Here is a 23,115-nt window from a genome sequence, read left to right on the forward strand (position 1 = left end):
GGCTCAGACCACCTGTGGGGGGAGGAGAACGTTGTAGATCTGGGTGATGATCAAGTTCACGCCGAACAACATGATGGCGGAACTGACCACCGCGGAGTTCACCGAGTTGGCGACTCCACCCGGACCGCCCCGGGTATTGAGCCCGGTATCACAGGCGATGATCGCAGCGAGCAACCCGAAGATCAATGATTTCACCAGTGCGACAAGCAGATCGATGGTGACGGCGAACGAGGAGAAGGTGCCGATATAGGAACCCGGGGTGCCGTTCTGCGCGAAAATATTGAAAATGTAGCCAGTCAAAAATCCGACGAATACGACGAAGCCACACAGCAATACGCTGACCAGCATGGCCGCACCGAGCCGGGGCGCGACCAGGCGACGCAGCGGATCCACCCCCATCACCCGCATCGCGTCGATCTCTTCGCGGATGGTGCGCGAACCGAGATCGGCGGTGATCGCCGAACCGACCGCGCCCGCGATCATCAACGAGGTGACCAGCGGCGCACCCTGCTGAATGATGCCGAGACCGTTCGCCGCGCCGATGAACGAGGTCGCACCGACCTGGCTCGCGACCGCGCCGACCTGGATGGAAACGATCACGCCGATCGGGATAGCGACCAGCAGCGTCGGTGCCGCGGCGACACTGGACATGAACGCACACTGGCGGATGAACTCACGATAAGGAAAGCGGCGTCGGAATATCGCGATGAACAACTCCGCGACCGCCGCGAACCCCATCGTGATCTGCCTGCCGAAGGTCTCCAAAGAGCGCTTCGGATGGTCTTCCCAGTAGGCCTTCGTCCAATCGACCGCGTCACTCATCCGTGACTGCGCTGGTGGACTCTTGGTCGACTGCACTGGCTAACCCCTCTCGACGCCGGTAACCAAACCCCGACGACTTGTTTGCTTGACGCACCTTACTACGGAGTAGTGCAGAACACACCATCACCGTGTGATTGCAGTCATAGATTGGAGTCACCGTAGGGAAAACGCTATGAGCAGTGGCCCGACGCTTGGGATCGATCCCAAAGTTAACGGTGATACTTCTAGAACAAGTTACAGTTCCACGGCTCCGATCAGCCCCGGATATGGCCTGTTCGACTATTTGCGCGGATAATATTCATGCAAAATATGCACGCGATTCGAATAGGTTCCAAGGTATCGATCAACATACAACCGAAACACAATCGGTCACTTTGTGATGATTGCAGTAATAGACTTTCGCTATCGCGAGTAAATGAGACGCTGCATCCAAAATGTCGAAAAGTGCGGTCTTCGCCGACGCGTTCGACATCGACAGCTGACCGTTTCGAGCGACCAGCAAGTGATCGCCACGGATAGAGGACGCGCCCGGAGCCGAATACTGACACGATGGGTGCGACAGATTGATATCGTGCGGACTTCCGACGTCTGGAGGGACATGTTCAGCAAACTCGCCAAGGTGGCCAACGCTGCCTTCGCCGTAGCTCTTGGTGCGGCACTGGTCGCGACGGGGGCCGGGACCGCGGAGGCCGCGGGGCCACCCGTCATCGGCGGTGGGTCGGGAATCATTATCGATAATCAGTTCGAATGCACTGTCACGACGGTCGGTTACGACGGCGGGGGCCGGTTGGTCGGCCTGACCGCGGGGCACTGCGGCGACCCGGGCGCTCAGGTGTACGCCGAACTCGACCGCGGCGCAGGCGTGATCGGCCGGTTCGTCTACTCCAACCACGATCTCGACTACGCCATCATCCAATTCGATCCGGCCAAGATCACCCCGGTCAACCGGGTCGGCAATGTCACCATCACAGGGATCGGCGGCCCGGCCCAGTTCCCGATGATCGTCTGTAAGGAGGGCCGCACCACCGGCAATACCTGCGGCATCGCCTACGGCGACCTGTTCGGCAGCAATATGGAGACCTGGTCGCAGATGTGTGTGGTGGAGGGCGATTCCGGGGCACCGGTCGTCGTCGGCACCACGCTGGTCGGCATGGTGAACGCCTATCTCGCCATTGCCTGCTTCGGACCCGAGGTCGGCACCAATATGAGCTCGATCATGGGCGATATCAATGCCCGTGGCAGCGTCGGGGCGGGCTTCAACCCGATCTAGCCAGGATCACTCGAATACCGAATGAGCGGGTCGAATGACCCGCTCATTCTGTTTTGTGCAGCGGCGCCAGCGCCGGACCCGCCACCCCGCACTGCGGCATGCAGTCGACATTGTCCAGTGTCGCGGCGTGTCGCGGCGCGCGCAGTAGTACTGCCGCGATCAGCGCACCGGCCACCAGCAGGCCGACGCAGATCCACATCGCGACTCCGAAGCCGCGGTCGAATTCCACTGGGTCGTCGAGCGATCCGGAGATGCCCGCGAGGCCGGGCAGCGCGGCGACCGCAAGCAGCTGAGCGGTACGGGCCACGGCATTGTTCACCCCGGAGGCGACACCGGCCTCACTGGCTGGCACCGCGCCGAGTACCGCGCCGGTGAGTGGCGCGACCAATACCGACAGGCCGAGACCGAAGACCAGCACACCAGGGAGCACATCGGTCAGATAGGTGGTGTCGGGGCCGATGCGCAGCAGCAATACCAGGCCGAGCGCGGCGAGCAGCGGACCGACCGTCATCGGAATGCGCGCACCGTGCACCTGCGCCCAACGACCCGCGGGCGCGGAAAGCACCAGCATGATCAATGTGACCGGAACCGTGGCCACCCCCGACATCAGCGGCGTGTACTTCGCCACCAGTTGCAGCTGCATGACAAGAAGGAAGAAGACACCGCCGAGCGCGGCGTAGACCGCGAGGGTGACCAGATTTGCGGCTGTGAAGATCCGACCGCCGGAAGCGACCGGCCCGGAGGCGGGCCCCGCGCCCCGCGAAAATGTCCCAGCGAACAGCGAGGGCGGCACCAACGGGTGGTCGCTGCGCATTTCGATCACCACGAAGACCGTGAGCAGCAGCAGACCGACGACAACCAGCAGCGGCATCGCATCGATCAGACCGAAGGTCAGCGCGCCCAGCGCCACCGCGACCACCACCGCACCCGGAACATCCAGTCGCGCCGAGGCATTCGGGTCGTGGCTCTCCGGCACATGCCGCAGTGTGACGAGTACGACGACCACCGCGAGCGGGACATTGATGAAGAAGATGGACTGCCAGCCGGCCAACTCGATCAGCCAGCCACCGAGGAACGGACCGAGTGCGCCCGCGACGCCGCCGAAACCGGACCACAGGCCGATCGCCGCCCCCTGATCGCGTTGATCGATGGATGAGGAGATCAGCGCCAGGCTGCCTGGGGTGAGCATCGCTCCCGCCACACCCTGCAGGATCCGGGCGACGACGAGCATCTCGATATTCACCGCGGCACCGCAGAGCACCGAGGCCAGCGCGAAACCGATGACACCCCAGACGAATACCTTGCGGCGGCCGAGATGATCGCCGAGCGAGCCGCCGAGCAGGATGAACGAGGCCAGGGTCAGCGTGTAGCCGTTGAGCGTCCACTGCAGGCCGGCGACATCGGTGTGGAGGGATTCGCCGATGCGCGGCAGCGCGATATTGACGACGGTGGCATCCAGCGAGGCCACCGACGAACCGAGGATGGTGGCCAGCAGGATCCAGCGGCCGGTAGCCGAACCCAGCCGGGGTAACTCAGCATTCACGAACCAAACGTAGCCGCTACCGGCCGGTTTTCGTGGGCGTCAGAGATTTTGGACGCAGACCACGAAGCGGCGCGTCGGGTACTCGAAGCCGCTGCTGCTGCCGCAGACGCTGGCATCGTCGGCGCCCTGCTGGATATTGGTCACCTTCACGCCCTGGCTGACGCGTTCGGTGCAGTCGATGCGCTTGGGATCCTCGCCGCTGATATCCATGCAGCCACCGACGACCCAGTCGATATCCAGGCAGATCGCGCCCTGCTGCACGCCGTTCAGGGTTTCGAAGTAGGCGGAGTCGCGGTCGGCGACGCACTGCGAACTCGTCGCCGCCTTGCCGATGACCTTGTAGTTCGAGGCCCGGCTACCACAGGAGGCCTTGGCGATGGTGGCGTTGTCGGTGGTGCCGCCGAGCGTCACGCAGTCACCGACATTGGCCTGGAAATCGGTGCTGCCGCCCTTGGTCGCCGAGGTGGTCGCCGTCGGCTTACCGGAGGACGGGCGGGCACTGGTCGTCGGCCGTCCCGAGGTGGGCCTGGCCCCTGAGGTTTTCGGCGTGTTGGTGGATGAGACCGCATCGATGGTCCCGTTTATGGCGGGCTGGGCATTGCCGCTGATCTTATTGCCGCAGCCCGCTAGCGAGAGCGCGGCGACGACGGAGACCGCGGCGATGGCCGCAGTCGCGAGGCGACCCGAGATCGGTTGACGAGACACTTACAGTCCTCCCGGCTGTAACGCTCCGAACTCATACCCCCGTCGGAATCCGAAGTGATCTAGCAAAGCGTGAAATACCACGCCATGCATACACCACCGAGCGCAGGTGCGTCGAGTCGACAGCAACCGCATCGGAGATGCACAGTGCCGGCCCAAATGTTGGTTCGATCACTGTGGCACCGCGGCGTACCAGCGGAATCGGTGTCACAGCAACCGATCTGGGAATGGTGAGGTTTCCGGTGTGAGAGGAATTCGTCCGTGAAGCTGATCAGCGCGATCACCTGCACCGCCGCCGCGTTCGGCGCCGCGCTGATCCTCCCCGCTGTGGCTTCGGCAACCGGTGCGACTTGTGTGACCACGCCTTTCGGTCGCTGGCAAACGCCACGATCCGAGTTAGGCTGAGAATTCGGCCCCAGCCAGCCAGCAGGAGGTGTGACCCATGGTTTCAGCCTTCCCCGCACCGGACCGATGGCCAGCCGCGCCGCTGGAGATGCTCGTCGATCCGAGATTCGTCCGCATCGCGGATCATTTCTTCGGCATGTTCGCCCAGCCGACGCGTGGCGGCGGTGCGCTCGCGATCTATCTCGACGGTCGACCCGTCGTCGATATCTGGGCGGGCTGGGCGGCCAAGGATCGACGTTGGAACGGCGAGAATGTCGCGCTCGCCTTCTCCACCGGCAAGGGCGTCGCCACGACCGTGGTGCACCGGCTGGCCGAACGCGGGCAGATCGAATACGAAGCCCCGGTCGCCACCTACTGGCCGGAGTTCGCCGCACACGGCAAGGAAGACATTACGGTGCGCGATGTGCTCTCGCACCGCGCCGGACTGCACCGGGTGCGCGGCCTGGTCCCCGGCCGGGAGGGCATCCTCGACTACGACGCCGTGGTGGCGGCGCTGGCCGAGAGTCCCGCCGATCCGCGGCGCATCCGCACATCGGGCTATCACGCGATCACCTTCGGCTGGCTGGTGGCCGAGATCGTGCAGCGTGTCACCGGTGATCAGTTCACCGATGTGGTGCGCCGCGAGATCGCGGAACCACTCGGCTATGACGAATTCTGGTTCCGGGTACCGGAATCCGAGCGCTATCGGATCGCCAAGATATTTCCGCATCTGAATCCACCCGGAATCCGTTGGAATACCGCGTCATCGGTGCTGTCCTGGGTGCGGCCGGTGCGCGGACTCGCCGAGGCGGGGATGCCGGAGAGCTTCGACGAACTCGTCCGCGATCCGCGCGTGCACGATGCGGTGATGCCGGGCTGGAACGGTGTCTTCTCGGCGCGCGCACTGGCCAGAATGTATGGGGCCCTCGCGAATAAAGGGCGGGTCGAGGCGCTGGATCCCGAACGCGGTGGTCACGCCATCGACGCGGTGCAGTTCCTGCGACCGGAGACGATCGCGATCATCAATGAAACGCAGCGGGCCGACAGCCGCGACTATGTGCTCGGGGTGCCGCTGAAATTCACCCTCGGCTATCACCGTCCGGTCGTGATGTCCAAGCAGCAGCCGCGAAAAGCCTTCGGCCACTATGGACTCGGCGGTTCGGGCGCCTACGCCGATCCCGAACTCGGTATGTCGATCGCCTTCGTCACCAATCGGCTCGGCAACGCGGTGACCGCGCTCGGGGACGCCCGGCTCGCGCGCTTGGCCGCCCTCGCCGAGAATACGGTGCGCAGGGGGCGCCCGAAGGGTGCGGTCGAACCGGGACCGGCGTGATTTCGTAGCTATAGATATGGAGCAGGCGGGCGCATCCGAGGAAACGGCGCTGGACGCTGCGTCTACGCCGCGCGCACCGAGAATGGTGGTTGCGCACGCGTTGGCGGCGGGCATCGATTTCGAGCGGTACTTCCGTTGGCGACGCGAACGCGAGGGCGATCCGTTCTACGTGCGGTTTCCCGGTTTCGGCGCGGCGCTGTTCACCGGCACGGCCGACGGCGCCCGCGAATTCTTCCGCGCGCCGACCGATCTGCTCGAACCGCCGCGACCGAATCCGATCGAACCCCTGGTCGGTTCCGCGTCGCTCATCCTGGCCGCGGGCGAACGACATCGGCGCGATCGGGCATTGCTCGCACCCGCGTTCCACGGTGCGCGCATACGCACCTACGGCGAACTCATCCGCGAGTCCACCATCGCCGAAATAACCGGCAGCACAGGCGAATCCCGCCCCGCCTGGACACCGGGCACGCGCATCGACTCGCGTGCGGCGGCCAGGGCGATCACGCTGCGGGTGATTCTGCAGGCGGTATTCGGGGTGGACAGCCGCGAACGACGCGCCGAATACACCGCCGCGGTCGGGGAATTCCTCACCGCCTACTCCGGACCGCTGATGCTGGTGCCCGCACTGCGCCATGGGCTGTTCGGCCGGTCGCCATGGGATCGGTTCGTGGCCGCGCGCGAGCGGCTCGACGAGCTGATCCTGACCGATATCGCACAGCGCCGGACCGTCGGCTCGGTCGGCGCCGACATTCTCGGTCTTCTGCTCGCGACCAGCTATGACGACGGTACCTCGATCACCGATGACGATCTGTGCGACCAATTGCGCACCCTGCTCGTCGCCGGACACGAGACCACCGCGACCAGTCTGGTGTGGGCACTGTTCCATCTGCATCGAGAACCCGGGGCGTTACGGCGCCTGCACGCCGAACTGGACGCGGCCGGCCCCGACGCCTCCCCGCTCGAGCTGGCCGGGCTGCCGTTCCTGGACGCGGTGTGCCAAGAGACGCTGCGGCTGCATCCCGCGGTGCCGATCGTGCTGCGTAGGCTGACCGCCAGCGACTGCTCGCAGGTCGCTCGAAACAACACCGCGCCGTTCGTACTGCGCGGTGTCGAGCTCGCGGCGGGCGACACCATGGGCATCGCGCTGCCGCTGCTGCATTCCGATCCCGCGGTGTGGACGGATCCGCAGCTCTTCCGGCCGGAGCGGTTCATCGAGCGCAAGTACCGGCCGTACGAGTTCGCACCCTTCGGCGGCGGACATCGACGGTGCGTCGGGGCATCGCTGGCCGACTACGAACTGCGGATCGTGCTCGCGACCATTCTCGGTCGACGGCGGCTGCGATTGCCACCGCGGTATGCGCGCGGGCGGGCGCCGCTGTCGGTGCCGCACAACATCGCGACGGGTCCGCATCGGTCGATCCCATTCGACGTCGTTTCGTGATTTATCTCACGAAGGAGTTTGGCTCATCTGAGGGTCGGGCGGCTTGACGGCCGTCCTGAGCCATCGAGGCTCACCCGATCTGACCGGCCGATTTCACGAATGATCATGACCCCCAACGGTATATGTGTTGCTCGCCACACTATGCGATCAGCACGAATCAATCCGAAACGCCACTGGCCACGGATGGCCATGGACGGTAGGAAGGACGCCAGGGTCGGGTGCGTCATATACCCGTGGGGTGCTTCGGGTGCCCCGCGCCGTTTTTCCGTGGGCGTTCGCACGCCAATCCACGAAGAGTCTTCGTGAAACCGCCCTGCGAGCTCCACACCGATGAGAGATCTCGCCGCGCCACGGCGTAGGCGAGAGATGGATTGGACGAGAAACTTATGCATGCCGCTTTGCACACCGGGACGTCGACTGCTCCTCGTCGGGGAGCGCTAGCCCGCCGACTCCGGCAGGGCATCCTATTGTCGGCGGCGATCGCCGCGGTCGGCATCACCGCCGTCGCGCCGGCTCAGGCCGATCCGGCATTGCCGGGTGTCGGCACCGGCTCCTCCACCTCGACCGCCACCGATCCGGGCGCCACGGCGAACTTCGCGCCGCCGAGTATCAGCCCCGGGGACGGCGAGACCGTCGGCGTCGCGCAGCCGATCATCATCAACTTCAAGGATCCGGTGACCGATCACGCCACCGCCGAGCAGGCCATCAGGATCACCTCCTCGAATCCGGCGCCGGGTCACTTCTACTGGTTCAGCGACAAGCAGGTGCGCTGGCGGCCGAACGAGTTCTGGCCTGCCAATACCGATGTGACCGTCGAGGCGGGCGGCACCCGCACCGCATACCGGATCGGTGACGCCTTCATCACCACCGCCGACGACGAAACCCACACCATCACGATCACTCGCAACGGCGAGGAGATCATGACGATGCCGACCTCGATGGGTAAGACCAAGCACGAGACCCCGAACGGCACCTACTTCGTCGGCGAGCAGCTGCGCAAGATGACCATGGATTCGTCCACCTACGGTGTGCCGACCACCGATCCCGAGGGCTACAAGGTCGAGGTCGAATACGCCACCCGGATCTCCAACAGCGGCATCTTCGTGCATGCCGCCCCGTGGTCGGTTGCGCAGCAAGGTGTTTCGAACGCCAGCCACGGCTGCCTGAACGTCAGCACCGAGAACGCCAAGTGGTTCTTCGAGAACGCCAAGAAGGGCGACCCGGTCATCGTCCAGAACACCCAGGGCGGCACCCTGAACGCCCGCGACGGCTACGGCGACTGGAACGACTGAAGTAGCTGACCCGACGTCCAAGCTCAGCTCGGCCCAGGCGCGATCGCCTGGGCCGAGTTCGTTTTGTTCAACTGATGGTGTTCGGGAATTCCCGGACGGCGGACCAGTTGCCAGTTAATCTCCCGAGTGGCGCAACGCTCCGAACTGATTGCGGGAGAACATGGGTAACTTGTCGGGTACGCCCAGCAAGAAGTTCAGCGTATCGGCGTTCGGCCTTAACCGATCGTTTGCTGCGCGCCGTAAGGCTTCGGTCGTGCGAACCAGGCCGGAACGAGTACTGCCCCAACCGCGCGGGCGTGGCCTGCGCAATCGGCCGTGGCAGGACTATGCGCTGTTCCTGGTGTTGCTCGGGCCTAATCTGGTGCTGCTGACGCTGTTCGTCTACCGCCCGCTGGCCGACAATATCCGGCTCTCGTTCACCGACTTCAATATCTCCGACAACTTCGTGACCTACATCGGGTTCGCGAACTACCGGGAGTGGTGGGGCCGCGACGACTCCTGGCAGATCGTCACCAATACGGTGGTGTTCACCCTGGCCGCGGTGGTCGGCAGCATGGTGCTCGGCCTGGCGCTGGCCCTGCTGCTGGACCGTAAGCTGTTCGGGCGCAATGTGGTTCGTTCGGCCATCTTCGCGCCGTTCGTCATCTCCGGCGCGGCCATCGGCGTTGCCTTCCAGTTCATATTCGATCCCAGCTTCGGGCTGATCCAGGATGTGCTGCACCGCATCGGCGTCGACAAGGTGCCGGACTTCTACCAGGACCCGCACTGGGCGCTGTTCATGGTGACGGTCACCTATGTCTGGAAGAACCTCGGCTACACCTTCGTCATCTACCTGGCCGCGCTGCAGGGCACCCGCGCCGATCTCATGGAGGCGGCCGAGATGGACGGTGCGAGCCGCTGGACCACCTTCACCAAAGTGCTACTGCCGCAACTGCGCCCGACCACGTTCTTCCTGTCCATCACGGTGCTGCTGAACTCGCTGCAGGTCTTCGACATCATCAATGTGATGACGCGCGGCGGGCCGCTCGGCACCGGCACCACGACCATGGTCTACCAGGTCTACGAAGAGTCCTTCCGCAACTTCCGGGCCGGCTACGGCGCGACGGTCGCCACCATCATGTTCCTCGTGCTGCTGGTCGTCACGCTGGTCCAGGTGCGCATCATGGATCGGGGGGAGCAGTGAAACACGCGCGGCCGGAGCGACGGGCGCGGAGGAGGCAGCATGCGTAACCACGTAGCGACCCGCGCAGGCCGCCAGGGAAACAGCGAAGAGACTCTTTCGTATCGCCGCAGACAGCGGGCGGTGACGGTGCTCGGATATGCCGCGATGGTGTGCGTGCTGATCATCGTCGGCGTTCCGCTGTTCTGGATCTTCATCACCTCGTTCAAGGCACGTCCGGATATCTACACCCAGCCCGCGGTGTACTGGCCGCACAGTTGGCATCCGGCGAACTACCAGGACGCCACCACGACGCTGCCGTTCTGGACCTTCCTGCGCAATTCGCTGATCATCACCGGGATCATCGCGCTGGTGAAATTCGTGCTCGGCGTGTTCAGCGCGTACGGCCTGGTGTTCCTACGGTTTCCGGGCAAGACCCTGGTGTTCCTGGTGATCATCGCGGCGCTGATGGTGCCCAACCAGATCACGGTGATCTCCAACTACGCGTTGATCGCCCAGTTGGGTTGGCGAAATACCTTCCAGGGCATCATCATTCCGCTCTGCGGGGTGGCCTTCGGCACCTTCCTGATGCGCAATCACTTCCTCTCACTGCCCTCGGAGGTCATCGAGGCGGCCCGGATGGACGGCGCCAACTGGTGGCGCCTGCTCACCCGGGTGGTGCTACCGATGTCCGGACCGACCATGGTGGCCTTCGCGGTGGTCACGCTGGTCAACGAGTGGAACGAATACCTCTGGCCGTTCCTGATGGCCGACGACACCAGGGTCGCCACACTGCCGGTCGGCCTGACCCTGCTGCAGAACACCGAGAATCCGAGCGTCACCAACTGGGGACCGGTGATGGCGGGGACGCTGCTGACCATGCTGCCGATCCTCGTCGTCTTCCTGCTGCTACAGCGCCACATGATCAAGGGCCTCACCTCAGGTGCGGTCAAGGGTTAACCGATACAGGAGAAACCAGTGTCCACTTCACAATTCCCGGCACTGTCGCGGCGCGGATTCATCGGCCTGGCCGGTGCGCTTGCGGCGGGTACCGCACTGACCGCATGCGCGGGCAGCGGCGGTGGCGGCAAGCAGTCCGGTGACGCCAACACCATCACCTTCTGGTCGAATCACCCTGGCACCTCGAAAGAACTCGAGGCCGAGCTGATCAACCGCTTCCAGGCGAAGCATCCGGATCTGAAGGTCAATCTGGTCGACGCGGGTAAGAACTACGAGGAGGTGTCGCAGAAGTTCAATGCGGCGCTGTCCGGCGGTGAGCTGCCCGATGTCGTTGTGCTGTCGGATGTCTGGTGGTTCAACTACGCGCTCAACGGCACCATCGAACCGCTCGATTCGCACTTCGCCGATGCCGGGGTGAAGCTCGACGACTACGTCGATTCGCTGGCCGCCGACTATGTCTTCAACGGTAAGCACTACGCATTGCCTTACGCGCGCTCGACGCCGCTGTTCTACTACAACAAGGATGTCTGGGCGAAGGCCGGTCTGCCCGACCGCGGCCCACAGAGCTGGCCGGAATTCGACGAGTGGGGCCCGAAGATCCAGTCGGTGGTCGGCGACGGCAAGCTCGCGCACGGGTGGGGTGACGCCAAGAACTACCTGGCCTGGACCTTCCAGGGCCCAAACTGGACCTTCGGCGGCGCCTACTCCGACCAGTGGACGCTGAAGTTCACCGACCCCAAAACCATTGCGGCGGGCCAATTCCTGCGCGATATGATCCACACCAAGAAGTACGCTGGCATCAAACCGCAGATCGCCGTCGACTTCGGCACCGGCGTCATCGCCTCCACCATCGCCTCCACCGGCGATCTGCGGGGCATCCAGAAGAATGCCGAGGGCAAACTGCAATTCGGCACCGCATTCCTGCCGCATCCCAACGGCCCCGGCGTCACCACCGGCGGTGCCGGGCTGGCGATTCCGTCGCGGATCTCGGATCAGCGGAAGGTGAACGCGCTGAAGTTCATCGAGTTCATCACCAATGCCGCGAATACCGCTTACTTCTCGCAGGGCACCGGATATATGCCGGTGCGCAAGTCGGCGGTGACCGATCCGAGCGAGGTCGACTTCCTTGCGAAGAATCCGAATGCGAAGGTCGCCATCGAGCAACTCGCGGTCACCAAATCGCAGGATTACGCGCGAGTCTTCGTGCCGGGCGGTGACCAGATCATCGGCACCGGACTGGAGCAGATCGGTCTACAGAATGCCGATCCGGCAACGGCTTTCGCGAATGTCGCCAGTCAGCTGCAGACCATTATCGACCGGCAGATCACGCCGAAGCTGCCCAAGTAGTACCGACCAAGAGGGAGATCGACGCCGTGGCAACAGTGCACTTCGACGGGGTGACGCATCTGTATCCCGGTGCGCAGGCGCCCGCCGTCGACAACCTGCAGCTCGATATCGCCGACGGGGAATTCATCGTCCTCGTCGGCCCTTCGGGTTGCGGCAAATCGACCAGTCTGCGGATGCTGGCCGGATTGGAATCCGTCGCGGCGGGTCGCATCCTGATCGGCGGTACGGATGTCACCGGACTGCCGCCGCGCGCCCGCGATGTGGCGATGGTATTCCAGAGCTACGCGCTCTATCCGAATATGACGGTCGCGCAGAATATGGGCTTCGCCCTGCGCAATGCCGGAATGAGCAAGGCGGACACCGCGGTTCGGGTGCAGGAGGCGGCCAAGATGCTCGAACTCGAGCATCTGCTCGACCGCAAACCGGCGAAACTTTCCGGCGGACAACGCCAGCGCGTCGCGATGGGGCGCGCCATCGTGCGCCGACCGCAGGTCTTCTGCATGGACGAACCGCTGTCCAACCTGGATGCGAAACTGCGGGTGAGCACCCGCTCGCAGATCGCCGCGCTACAGAAGCGTCTCGGCACGACCACCGTCTACGTCACCCACGACCAGGTCGAGGCCATGACCATGGGCGATCGCGTCGCGGTGCTGCGCGAAGGAAAGCTCCAGCAGATCGCCAAACCCCGTGAGCTCTACGACGATCCGGTCAATACCTTCGTCGCGGGGTTCATCGGCTCACCCGGCATGAATCTGCTCGACGCCCCGGTTCGGGACGGGTCCGCCGTCCTTGGTGACCTGCGAATTCCCGTGCCCCGCACCGCAACCGGAGAGCGGGTCGTTGTCGGCATCCGTCCGGAATCCTGGGAAACCACCACCGAAACCGATAACAGCCTCGCCGTGGCCGCCGAACTGCTCGAGGAACTCGGCGCCGAATCCTTCATCTACAGCCACGGCGTCACCGATGAATGGAACAGCCGCTCAGGCAAGGTGGTGGCACGGGTGGACCGCCGCTTTCAAGTGGCGCTCGGCGATCGCCTGCGCCTGCGTCCGAAACTCGACGAGATCTTCTTCTTCGACGGCGAAACCGAGGAACGCCTGCGCTGAGCGCGCGGCGTCCTCGGCATACCGCGTGCTCACCAGATCTTGACGCGCTGCGCGGGTTCCAGATACAGCTCGTCGCCCGGCTGCACATCGAAAGCCTCGTGGAAGCTGTCGATATTGCGAACCACCGCATTGCAACGGAACTCCGGCGGCGAGTGCGGGTCGGTGGCCAGGCGCCGAATGGCCTCCTCATTGCGGGCCTTGGTCCGCCACACCTGCGCCCAACCGTAGAAGACGCGCTGCAGACCGCTCAGACCGTCGATGACCGGCGGCTCCTCGCCTTCGAGCGAAATCCGGTAGGCGGCCAGGGCAATGGACAGCCCGCCCAGGTCACCGATGTTCTCGCCGATGGTGAATTCGCCGTTGACGGTGTAGTCGTCGGCCAGCGCCTTGGGCGAGAGCACGTTGTACTGGTCGATCAAAGCCTTTGTGCGCTTACCGAATTCGGTGCGATCGGCATCGGTCCACCAATCGATCATATTGCCGTCGCCGTCGTACTTGGCACCCTGATCGTCGAAACCGTGGCCGATCTCATGGCCGATCACCGCACCGATGCCGCCGTAGTTGGCGGCGTCGTCGGCATGCATATCGAAGAACGGCGGCTGCAGAATGGCCGCGGGGAAGACGATTTCGTTCATGCCCGGGTTGTAGTAGGCGTTCACCGTTTGCGGGGTCATGAACCATTCGCCGCGATCGACCGGACCGCCGAGCTTGTTCAGATCCCGATCGTGTTCGGCGGCATAGCCGCGACGGTAGTTGCCGACCAGATCGGACGGGACGATGACGATGGCGGAGTAGTCGCGCCATTTGTCCGGATAGCCGATCTTGGGGGTGAACTTCTCCAGTTTGGCCAGCGCGGCCGCCCTGGTATCCGGCCCCATCCAGTCCAGCTCGGCGATATTGCGGCGGTAGGCCTCCTGCAGGTTGGCGACCAGCTCGACCATCCGCGCCTTGGCCTCCGGCGGAAAGTGCTCGCCTACATACAGTTTGCCGACCGCCTCTCCGAGCAGATCCTGCACCAGTGAAACACCGCGCTTCCAGCGTTCCCGGTTCTCCTGCGCGCCGGTCAGGGTGCGACCGTAGAAGTCGAAGTTCTCCTCGACGAGCGGATCGGTGAGATAGGGCGCCCGCGAACGCAGCAGCCGCCAGATCGCCCACGCCTGCCAGTCGGCGAGCGGTTCGGCCGCCCAGGTCTGCGCGAAGGTGCGCACGTAATCCGGCTGGCGCACAACCACTTCGGCGAACAGTTCGGGACCGGACTTCGAGATCCCCTCGGCGAGCGCGGCGGTCCAGGCGTGCCAATCGAATTCCGGATGCTCGGTGACCAGCGCGTCGTAGGTGGTGAGGTTGTAGCTCAGCTCGGCATCACGGCGGCGCACCACATCCCAGTGCCCGGCCGCGAGCTTGCGCTCCAATTCGAAGATCCGCTGTCCGACCGTCGCCAGGTCGGCGGGCAGCAGCGCGGCGATCTGCGGTTCGGCGGCGGCCAATGCGAACATCCGGCCGATGTGCTCGACATATCGGTCCCGGATCTCGGCGAATTCGTCCTGCCGGTAGTAGGACTCGTCGGGCAGCCCGATCCCGGACTGGGTGGCGTGCACCAGATACCGGTTGGAGTCCTTGTCGTCGGTATCGACATAGAAACCGAGCGCGCCGCCGACGCCGGTGCGCTGCAGGCGACCCAGTAGCGCGGCGAAGGCACTGCGATCGGCGACCTCGTGGATCTCGGTGAGTTCCCCCGCGATGGGCGCCAGCCCGAGCGAGGCCACCGTATCGGTGTCCATGAAGCTCGAGTACAGATCGCCGATCTTGCGCGCGTCACTGCCGTGCAGCGGCGCCGAGTCGGCGGCCTGCCGGATGATCGTCTGCACATCCAACTCCGCCTGGTCGTACAGCGTCCGGAAGGCGCCGTCGACCGCACGATCCGCCGGTATCTCATAGGTATCCAGCCACCCGCCGTTGACATGGGCGAACAGATCGTCCTGAACGCGCACGGCGTGGTCGAGGTGGGAGAGATCGATACCGGAGGGACTGCTCAGATCGGAAGTCACGATGTCCAGTATGCAGAGATGGGGCGGAGGCTGCCGTCGCCGAGGTTGACCCCGGCCGCGTCACGGCCGGGGTAGGCGGTCAGGCGGGCAGGATGATGCGATCGAATTCGCCGTCGCGTGCGCCGGCGATGAACGCATCCCACTCTTCGGGCGTGTAGGAGAGGGTGATATCGCCGTGGCGCAGGGTAGCGCTGCCATCGGCGCAAGTTTGTGCGATCAGCTCGTTATGCGATCGGCCGCTGTTGAGAAGGTTGATGAACGAGGTCCAGAGGCTCGCGGTGACGGTGATGATGGGCTCTTCAGCGGGGCGGTTGGCCGGGTTGCGGCGGTATTTGCTGTCACGGATGAGCACCGCGTCACCATCGAACCGGACTTCGACGCATTGATTGCCGTTGTTCGATCGACTCGACGTGAACCAGTCAGTGAAAACCGACCGGAGGGTAGCGGTGGTGGCCATGGGCAGGATTTTACACTCGTGCATACCTGCTGATCAGGGCCAATGATGCTGCACGATTCAACGATTGTTCCAGTGCGCGAACGTAAGCGAAGCTCAAATCGCGCACCTGTTCCGGATCGTCGACCGCACCACCGAAGACCGCGCTCTCCGCCCACGCGAAGGTCGGCAGCTGTTCACCGGCGAAGTCGATCAGATGGAAACTGGACCCGCCGAGCACCGCGCCCGCCCGCGCCGCGAACGGGATGACACGCACCTCGATATTGTCGAGCTGCTCGATCGTCTTCGCCAGATATTCCAACTGTCCGCGCAGCACCTCCGGCCCACCGGTCTGCTGCAGCAGGGTGCCCTCGCCGATGACCGCGGTCAGTTCCACCCGTCCCTTGCCGCGCAACCGCTCCTGCCGCCGCATCCGAATGGCTACCAGTTGCTCGACCTGAACCGGCCGGATCATCACATCGGCACTGATGAGCGCCCGCGCGTAGTCCTCGGATTGCAGCAGACCGGGGAAAACCAAGCTGTCATAGCTGCGAATGCTCTGCGCGCCGAACTCCATGCCGTAAAGCCGCTGTAGTTCCGGCCCGATCAGAGCCGACGATTTGGCCCACCAGCCACGCTGCTTACTCGCCTCGAGCAGCGTCAGCAACTCCCCGCGTTCCTCGGCATCCACCTCGAGCAGTTCGAGCACCGGGCCGATGGTGTTCGTGGTGAGCACCCGTCGGCCCTTCTCGACGTGCGACCAGTTGGCCGGGGTGAAGCCGACCCGTTTGGCGAAGGTGGCCGAATCGAAGCCGCGCTGTTCGCGCAATTCGCGCAGGCGCAGCACCAGCTCCCAGCGAGCAACGGTCGGGGAAACGGGTGCCATGGCTCGAGATGGTACGCCGGAAATTTACTCGGCGTGTGACTATTGTCAAGGAACTTGTGCGGGTCTAGTGTCGATTTCAGCGGCAACTTTGGTTTACGTCGATCCACTCAGAGTCGAGGCGAGGTTCGTCATGAGTACGTCGCGAATGGAATCGGGTAGCTACCTGGCAGCCCAGAATTTCGCGGCGGCCCAGGACGCCTTGGCGCGATGTCGCCGCTATCGCAAGGACAACGGTCTCTACGGGGTGGTCGATCCAGGACTCGGGCGAATTCTGTTGGAAGTCGGCGCGGTCGGCGCGGTCGTCATGCCGGCCGTACTCGGCAAGCGGGTGCTCGCCTACCTCCTGGCCAACTACGGGCGGACCGGACCGATCATCGCGCATCCGCGCTCCAGCCGTTGGTCCTTCCTGACCGGTCCGACCGACAACTCGTACCTGGATATGACGCTGTTCCCGGAGTTGTTCCGGGTCTGCGCTTCGGTGGCGCTGCCGGGCAGCCGGATCGTGCTGCCCTCACCGACCGATGAGCTCAGCGGCTACCGGATCTGGATCGCACCGCCCGAGGGCGACTACCGTCCCGAACTCGCCGATGTCATCGCCGCCACCCGGACGTGCGCGAACAGTGGCGACCGGTCGGTCTTCAAGGGCGTTGTCAAGGGGTCGGGCGCGGAGTGAGCGTCACGCTGAAGCTCTGCTCGATGCTGTGCTCCCACTTGTCCCGGCACTCGTTTTGTTTGGTCTGATCGTTGCCCGCCTTCTGCAGACAGTCCAGATAGTCCTTGCCGCCGGAGTCGACGAAGAAGCTCCAGCCGACGATGCTGAGCACGACCGCGGCGACCAGCGCGAGCACACCCAGGATCAATCCGGTGACCGCCATGCCGGTGCCGCCCGCACTGCCGGAACGAATCTTGACCAGCGCGATGATGCCGAAGATCAGCGCGAAGAAGCCGAACAGATAGCCGCCGATCAGCGTCCAGCAGCTCAGGAAGCCGAGGATGCCGAGCACCAGTGCGGTGATCGCCATGCCCTTGCGCTTGGGAGATTCCTGCCAATAGTTCGGCTGCCCCTGACCCGGTGGCGGCGGGTACTGACCCGGTGGCGGATATTGACCGGGCGGCGGATATTGCGCCATGGGACTTCCTCTCAGCCGGTGCGCCTGCGCTGCAGTCGCCTCCTGATCGCGCTCCCTGGGATGTTGATGCCGAGGGGGTTATTCCGAGCCGAGCCGCGCGTGCATCTCCCAGACCAGGATCTCCGCAGGCCCGTGGGCGGTCACCAGCTGCCCACCCGATCTGGTAAGGCGCACGGCGTCACCCGCGTACAACGGACCCACGCCCTCCATCTCCACCTCGCCCCTTGCGACGAACAGATGCAGGTACGGGGCGTCGGGTAGGTCGATCGCCTGCTCGGTTTCCCCGCTGTCCGCCAACCGCGCCACATGCAGCGCCGAATGGCTGCTGGCGATGGCGATCGCGGTCCGATCGCGATAGCGCGGCAGGCCGGAGGCCACGGTCACCAGGCCGCCGCGGGCCAACTCGTCGTCGATCTCGAGCTGCTGATATCCGGGCTCCAAGCCCGGTTCGTCCGGCACCACCCACATCTGCACGAAATGGACCGGCTGGTCGTGTTCGGTGCCGTGGTCCAGACGCCAGGAGTCGTTCTTCTCTGAATGCAGAATTCCGGTGCCCGCGCTCATCCGCTGTGCCAGACCGGGATAGATGACGCCGCTGTGCCCGAGCGAATCCTGGTGCACCAGCGAGCCGCCGAGCACCCAGGTCACGATCTCCATATCCCGGTGCGGATGGGTTTCGAAGCCCTGACCAGGGGAAACAATGTCTTCGTTATTGACGAGCAGCAGCCCGTGATGGGTGTTGTCGGGATCGTAGTGCTCACCGAAGGAGAACGAGTGCTTCGAATCCAGCCAGGACACGCGCGTTTTCATGCGATCGCCGCCGCGATGGACATCGATGTGTGGTGTCGTGAGTGTGGACATCGTGGTCCTCCTCTCGGGACCGTGCACCGATCACCTTTCAGGGTAGGAGCACTTACGACGTGGTACTCCGAATTCCTAGTAAATTGTCCTGCACTCGGCATTTTACGCGAGCTGATCTTCGTGAGTGACGTGCAAGGGAGTCGCTCGCGGCTGCGGGTGAACGGCAGGTGAGCAGTACCGACCGGTTAGTCGTGTCGCCGGTCGGCACGGCCCGCAGGCACCCGACGGGGTCTGTACGAGCGTACGACGGATTCGTAACATCATGTGCCACAACGGAATCGGAGGTGACGAACGGATGCGAACCGAGGTGCTCGCCCGCATCGAGCAGCAACTCCGCGATGCGGCAGAGCGCGACGGGATCAGCGATTTCGTCGTCGGTGTCGCGGTATTCCGCGATGGCAAACTCCTGGTAGTGCGCCGCGTACCCGACGATTACCACGGCGGCCTGTACGAACTGCCTGGTGGCGGAGTCGAATCCGGGGAGACCCTGGCCGAATGCGTGGTGAGGGAACTGTTCGAGGAGACCGGGCTGCGGGTGCGCGCCATCACCGAGTTCCTCGGCAACTTCGACTACGCCACCAGGACCAAGCCCCGAGTGCGCAAGTACAGCTTCATCGTCGAGGTGGAGCCGGGCGAGGTCGCGCTGGCCCCGGGCGAACACGACGCCTTCGCCTGGATCGATGCCGCGACAGTCGCGGATCTGCCGATGGCGCCGGATATGCGCGAGGCGGTCAGTGCACTGATCGCGGACGGGATTCGCTGATCGGGCGATGGCCACGGGGCGGGTAGCCTCTGGGCGTGTCTACTGGTCGCCCCGACGGCAACACTCCCGCGGACGCGCGGCCGGTTTCGCTACAGACGGCGCTGCGCGAGAGTCCCGGCGTATTGCGTTTGGCGCTGATCCGCTTTACCGGACAGTTCGGCGACGGCATGTTCCAGGCGGCACTGTCCGGCGCCATTCTGTTCAACCCGGAACGGGAGACCGATCCGCTCGCCATCGCTGCCGCGTTCGCGGTATTGCTACTGCCGTACTCGCTGATCGGGCCGTATGCCGGTGCGCTGCTGGACCGCTGGGATCGGCGGGCGGTGCTGCTGGTCGCCAATGTGCTCCGGGCGGTGCTGATCAGTGCGGTGAGCGTCGGACTGTTGGCGGGCAGTGGCGAGACACCGTTGCTGTTGCTCGCGCTCGCCGTGGTCGGGGTCAGCAGGTTCGTGCTCTCGGGCGTGTCGGCTGCGTTGCCCCGAGTGCTCGATCAACACTGGCTGGTGCCCGCGAATTCGGTGCTGGCCACGGTGGCGTCCGGATGTGCCGGTGTCGGCGCCGCGGCGGCGGTCGCGATCATCGGGTTGATCGGCGCGGGTGATTTCGCGTCGGCGGTCGCGGTGGCGATCAGTGCCGTGTGGTCGGTCTGCGGTGCGGTTTTCGCGGCCGGATTCGGGACCGGGGTGCTCGGTCCGGAGCCGGGGACCGCGACGCGCGACAGTGCGGTGCGAGCGATCGCGACCGGTCTGCGTCACGGTGCGGCCGCGGTCTGGGGAGCGGTTCAGGTCACCACCGCGATGATCGGCATCGGCACGCATCGGATCGTATTCGGCACCAATACGCTGATCATGGTGCTGGTGCTGCGGCAGGCGCCCGTCGACGGCGGCGGCGCGAATACCGGCCTGACCCGGTTCGGGCTAGCCATCGGCTGTACCGCCGCTGGCATGTTGGTGGCGGCCGTCGTCGCGCCGGTATTGATTCCGCGGCTCGGCCGCTCGCACACGGTGGTCCTCGGGCTGTTGACCGCGACGGTGGTGCAGTTGGCGCTGGTCACCCCGACCGCGATCGCGACGTCGGGGACCGCGGCACATCGGGCGCATCAATTGCTGCTGGTCGCCGCATTTCTGTTCGGACTCGCGGGGCAGACCATCAAACTGACCGGCGACGCGACCATGCAGATCGATATCGATGACACCAGGCGCGGTCAGGTATTCGCATTGCAGGACACCGTATTCAATATCACGTTCGTGCTCGCGATCGCGCTCACCGCATCGGTGATACCGGCGGATGGGCGCTCGATCGGCGTGGTGCTGGTCGGCGCCGGAATCTATTGCGCCGGAATAGTCGCCATTGCCGTCAACAGTCGGCGAGTGCCGGTTACTCGCTGAACGGCATTGTCGGATAAGTGGATTCATCGCCCGACCAGGTCCGGTGATCCCGAAGTGCGGCGACATGTTCGGTCGGAGCTTGCGGATCGAGCTGGCGCGAATCCCGCGTCGGCTCATCGTGATTCGACAAGGCCGCGCCGAATTGGTCGGCGGCGAGATGATCCGGCTCGGGCTCGGTGCGCTCGATCCAGGCCAGGTGTTCGCTGTCCGCATCGGCCGGGCTGCCGGTGATCTGGTGATTCCAGGTGCCGTTGCCGGTCGGATCGGTGAAGAAATGGTCGAGTACGCCGTCGTCGTCGAGATCCAGCCCGGCCACATCGGCAATGCCGGTGCCGTGCGAATCCCACAGCACATCGTCGACCAGGCCGTCGCCGTCGAAGTCGAGTCCCACCGCATCGCCGATGCCCGACCCGGATAGATCCAGCTCCGTCTGGCTGGTCCAGACGTGCACCGTGCCGTCACCGGTTCCGAACACGTACTCGATCTCGTTCATATCTGGTTGGACGCGACTGCGCCCCATCCGGTTCCACCCTTCGCGCGATTCAGTCGGGTAAGTTGATCTCCCATCGACCCGAATCGACAGGGAGCAACAACGGATGGGATTTCGGCCGATCTGTGCGCCCGCATTCCTCGGCGTGCTGCTCGCCGGAGCGCTGACCGTACCGACCCCCGTCGCGCAGGCCGCGCAGCATCCGTGGGCCCCGCCGCCGGTGAACAGCTGTGGCGAGATCGGATTCGACCCGTTGAACCGGGCACCGGACCCGAACGCACCGCCGCCTCCGCCGCTGCCGCCTTTGCCCCCGCAGATCGATATCCCGGTACCGGTTCCCGAGATCACGCCGGTTCCGGTCCCTGATCCACCGCCGGACAACACCCGGATCGATCCGGAGCCGCTGCCCACCGACCCGTGCCGCAATCCGTGCCCGGATATTCGGGATACGCCGAAGCCGTCGGATCCCGCCACCGATCCGGAACCGGAAGGCGCACCCGACACCGGGTCCAGCTCCGGTTCCGGACCCGGCTCTAGCTCCGGTTCGAGTTCGGGTTCCGGCTCGATCCGCCTGCCGCGCATAGAGTTCCGTCCGGAGATCGAACCCATTCCGATCCCGGTACCCGGCCCCGACGGAATCCAACCGCAACCCGCGCCGCCGCCGATCGTGCACCCGGCCGAACCGGGACCGCTGACCGCCGCCATCACCCCGCCGCTGGTGGAATCGGTGGATCTGGTCGGTCAGGTGACCGGGCACGGTTCGGCGAACCGCACCGATATGCGCTGGCAGGTCGACGGCACCGACCTCGGCATCATGTGGGAGACCAAACCGGGCGAGGTCGCCGTGGCCTTCGGCGACACCTTCGGCGACGGCTGGACCAGTGGCGGCGTGGGCGGGCCCGACTGGCGCAGCAATGTGCTGGGCTACAGCACCGACCACGATCTCGCCGACGGACTCGGCATCGACACCATGGTGCAGGACAGTCGCTGTCACGCCACCGAACTGCTGTCCAGCCGCAAGATCAAGAACTGGGAGACGACCACCATCCCGACCTCCGGGTTCGCGATCGGGCAGCGCCAGTTCATGAGCTATATGTCGGTGAACCACTGGAGCCGCATCCCCGGCCTGTGGTCGACCAATTACGGCGGACTCGCGTACTCCGACGACAACGGCCGCACCTGGGTCAAGGATCAGCATGCCCGGTGGGACAACTTCTTCGGGCTCGGCCGGTTCCAAGTGGCGGCCATGGTGCCGCAGGGCGATTACGTCTATATGTTCGGCACGCCCAACGGGCGGGTCGGCATGATCGGCCTGGCCAGGGTGCCGAAGACCGAGGTGCTGAACAAATCGGCCTACCAGTACTGGGTGGGCGGAACCTGGGCCCCTGCGGCCGAAAACCAGGCCACGCCTTTGGTTCTCGGTATGGCCAGCGAGTTGTCGGTGCGCTTCGACAAGGACACCGAACAGTGGCAGATGGTCTATCTGGATTCGGCGCGCGCTGCGATCGTGATGCGCACCGCGGCGAGCCCGCAGGGCGCCTGGACCGATGGTGTCCAGCTGGTCTCGACCGACGACTATCCGAAGGCATACGGCGGCTTCATCCATCCGTGGTCGACGGGTGAGGATCTGTACTTCACCATCTCGGCGTGGGACACCTACAACGTGTATCTCATGCACGCGAAGCTCGATCCGCCGCACTGATCGCGCTCGGATCCGCGCCGACGGTGATTCGGTATGGTGCGCATGTGATCGACCA

21 protein-coding genes are annotated in these 23,115 nt (G+C 64.7%); 12 read left to right on the forward strand and 9 right to left on the reverse strand.

Annotated elements, in window-relative coordinates; genetic code table 11:
• Nucleotides 1-3 precede the first annotated feature (3 nt).
• Nucleotides 4-822 carry an ABC transporter permease gene (locus ACFYOW_RS11955; protein WP_174566228.1) on the reverse strand — a complete coding sequence of 273 codons (819 nt, stop codon included), beginning with the start codon at nt 820-822 and terminating at the stop codon, nt 4-6.
• Nucleotides 823-1,420: 598 nt separating this feature from the next.
• Here ACFYOW_RS11955 and ACFYOW_RS11960 point away from each other — a divergent pair.
• Complete coding sequence (locus tag ACFYOW_RS11960; protein ID WP_387287008.1) at nt 1,421-2,092, forward strand: S1 family peptidase; 672 nt, start codon at nt 1,421-1,423, stop codon at nt 2,090-2,092.
• Nucleotides 2,093-2,135: 43 nt separating this feature from the next.
• On the opposite strand, the gene ACFYOW_RS11965 is transcribed toward ACFYOW_RS11960, so the two are convergent.
• The gene (locus ACFYOW_RS11965) at nt 2,136-3,635 is read right to left on the reverse strand and encodes an MFS transporter (protein ID WP_387287010.1); all 1,500 of its coding nucleotides are present in this window, start codon (nt 3,633-3,635) and stop codon (nt 2,136-2,138) included.
• 39 nt (nt 3,636-3,674) lie between these two features.
• Nucleotides 3,675-4,340, reverse strand: coding sequence for a hypothetical protein (locus ACFYOW_RS11970; RefSeq protein ID WP_245720977.1), 666 nt, complete (start codon nt 4,338-4,340; stop codon nt 3,675-3,677).
• Between the two features lie 439 nt (nt 4,341-4,779).
• Here ACFYOW_RS11970 and ACFYOW_RS11975 point away from each other — a divergent pair, with 439 nt between their 5' ends.
• From ACFYOW_RS11975 to ACFYOW_RS12005, 7 genes are all read left to right on the forward strand, one after another.
• Nucleotides 4,780-6,054 carry a serine hydrolase domain-containing protein gene (locus ACFYOW_RS11975; RefSeq protein ID WP_387287012.1) on the forward strand — a complete coding sequence of 425 codons (1,275 nt, stop codon included), beginning with the start codon at nt 4,780-4,782 and terminating at the stop codon, nt 6,052-6,054.
• Nucleotides 6,055-6,070: 16 nt separating this feature from the next.
• A complete protein-coding gene (locus ACFYOW_RS11980) occupies nt 6,071-7,495 on the forward strand; it encodes a cytochrome P450 (RefSeq protein WP_387287014.1) in 1,425 nt (474 codons plus the stop codon).
• Between the two features lie 386 nt (nt 7,496-7,881).
• Complete coding sequence (locus tag ACFYOW_RS11985; protein WP_387287016.1) at nt 7,882-8,787, forward strand: Ig-like domain-containing protein; 906 nt, start codon at nt 7,882-7,884, stop codon at nt 8,785-8,787.
• A gap of 253 nt (nt 8,788-9,040) precedes the next feature.
• The gene (locus ACFYOW_RS11990) at nt 9,041-9,970 is read left to right on the forward strand and encodes a carbohydrate ABC transporter permease (protein ID WP_387287018.1); all 930 of its coding nucleotides are present in this window, start codon (nt 9,041-9,043) and stop codon (nt 9,968-9,970) included.
• Between the two features lie 39 nt (nt 9,971-10,009).
• Nucleotides 10,010-10,906, forward strand: coding sequence for a carbohydrate ABC transporter permease (locus ACFYOW_RS11995; RefSeq protein ID WP_387287020.1), 897 nt, complete (start codon nt 10,010-10,012; stop codon nt 10,904-10,906).
• Between the two features lie 18 nt (nt 10,907-10,924).
• Nucleotides 10,925-12,253, forward strand: coding sequence for an ABC transporter substrate-binding protein (locus tag ACFYOW_RS12000; RefSeq protein ID WP_387287022.1), 1,329 nt, complete (start codon nt 10,925-10,927; stop codon nt 12,251-12,253).
• A 26-nt stretch (nt 12,254-12,279) separates the two neighbouring features.
• Nucleotides 12,280-13,359 (forward strand): ABC transporter ATP-binding protein, encoded by a 1,080-nt coding sequence (locus ACFYOW_RS12005; RefSeq protein WP_387287024.1) that lies wholly within the window; start codon nt 12,280-12,282, stop codon nt 13,357-13,359.
• A 29-nt stretch (nt 13,360-13,388) separates the two neighbouring features.
• On the opposite strand, the gene ACFYOW_RS12010 is transcribed toward ACFYOW_RS12005, so the two are convergent.
• From ACFYOW_RS12010 to ACFYOW_RS12020, 3 genes are all read right to left on the reverse strand, one after another.
• On the reverse strand, nt 13,389-15,416 hold the full coding sequence (locus ACFYOW_RS12010) for a M13 family metallopeptidase (protein WP_387287499.1): 2,028 nt from the start codon (nt 15,414-15,416) through the stop codon (nt 13,389-13,391).
• Between the two features lie 70 nt (nt 15,417-15,486).
• Nucleotides 15,487-15,864: a DUF397 domain-containing protein gene (locus ACFYOW_RS12015; RefSeq protein WP_040697841.1), complete on the reverse strand. Its 378-nt coding sequence runs from the start codon at nt 15,862-15,864 to the stop codon at nt 15,487-15,489.
• A 10-nt stretch (nt 15,865-15,874) separates the two neighbouring features.
• On the reverse strand, nt 15,875-16,726 hold the full coding sequence (locus tag ACFYOW_RS12020; RefSeq protein ID WP_387287026.1) for a Scr1 family TA system antitoxin-like transcriptional regulator: 852 nt from the start codon (nt 16,724-16,726) through the stop codon (nt 15,875-15,877).
• A 130-nt stretch (nt 16,727-16,856) separates the two neighbouring features.
• Here ACFYOW_RS12020 and ACFYOW_RS12025 point away from each other — a divergent pair, with 130 nt between their 5' ends.
• Complete coding sequence (locus ACFYOW_RS12025; protein ID WP_387287028.1) at nt 16,857-17,399, forward strand: hypothetical protein; 543 nt, start codon at nt 16,857-16,859, stop codon at nt 17,397-17,399.
• Here the strand turns inward: ACFYOW_RS12025 and ACFYOW_RS12030 are convergent.
• Together ACFYOW_RS12030 and ACFYOW_RS12035 are read right to left on the reverse strand one after the other, a co-directional pair.
• A complete protein-coding gene (locus tag ACFYOW_RS12030; protein ID WP_387287030.1) occupies nt 17,377-17,856 on the reverse strand; it encodes a DUF4190 domain-containing protein in 480 nt (159 codons plus the stop codon). The two genes, ACFYOW_RS12025 and ACFYOW_RS12030, sit on opposite strands and share 23 nt — an antisense overlap.
• 78 nt (nt 17,857-17,934) lie before the next feature.
• A complete protein-coding gene (locus ACFYOW_RS12035) occupies nt 17,935-18,717 on the reverse strand; it encodes a pirin family protein (RefSeq protein ID WP_387287032.1) in 783 nt (260 codons plus the stop codon).
• Between the two features lie 295 nt (nt 18,718-19,012).
• Between ACFYOW_RS12035 and ACFYOW_RS12040 the strand changes: the two genes are divergently transcribed.
• Nucleotides 19,013-19,480 (forward strand): NUDIX hydrolase, encoded by a 468-nt coding sequence (locus tag ACFYOW_RS12040; protein WP_387287034.1) that lies wholly within the window; start codon nt 19,013-19,015, stop codon nt 19,478-19,480.
• A gap of 35 nt (nt 19,481-19,515) precedes the next feature.
• The gene (locus ACFYOW_RS12045; protein WP_387287036.1) at nt 19,516-20,868 is read left to right on the forward strand and encodes an MFS transporter; all 1,353 of its coding nucleotides are present in this window, start codon (nt 19,516-19,518) and stop codon (nt 20,866-20,868) included.
• On the opposite strand, the gene ACFYOW_RS12050 is transcribed toward ACFYOW_RS12045, so the two are convergent.
• Nucleotides 20,858-21,361 (reverse strand): hypothetical protein, encoded by a 504-nt coding sequence (locus ACFYOW_RS12050; protein ID WP_387287038.1) that lies wholly within the window; start codon nt 21,359-21,361, stop codon nt 20,858-20,860. The two genes, ACFYOW_RS12045 and ACFYOW_RS12050, sit on opposite strands and share 11 nt — an antisense overlap.
• Nucleotides 21,362-21,464: 103 nt before the next feature.
• On the opposite strand from ACFYOW_RS12050, the gene ACFYOW_RS12055 reads away from it, so the two are divergent.
• Entirely contained in the window at nt 21,465-23,060 is a 1,596-nt protein-coding gene (locus ACFYOW_RS12055) for a DUF4185 domain-containing protein (protein ID WP_387287040.1), read from the forward strand.
• Nucleotides 23,061-23,115: the final 55 nt, after the last annotated feature.

The organism is Nocardia sp. NPDC006982, assembly GCF_042869435.1.
In the GTDB taxonomy this organism is placed as follows: domain Bacteria; phylum Actinomycetota; class Actinomycetes; order Mycobacteriales; family Mycobacteriaceae; genus Nocardia.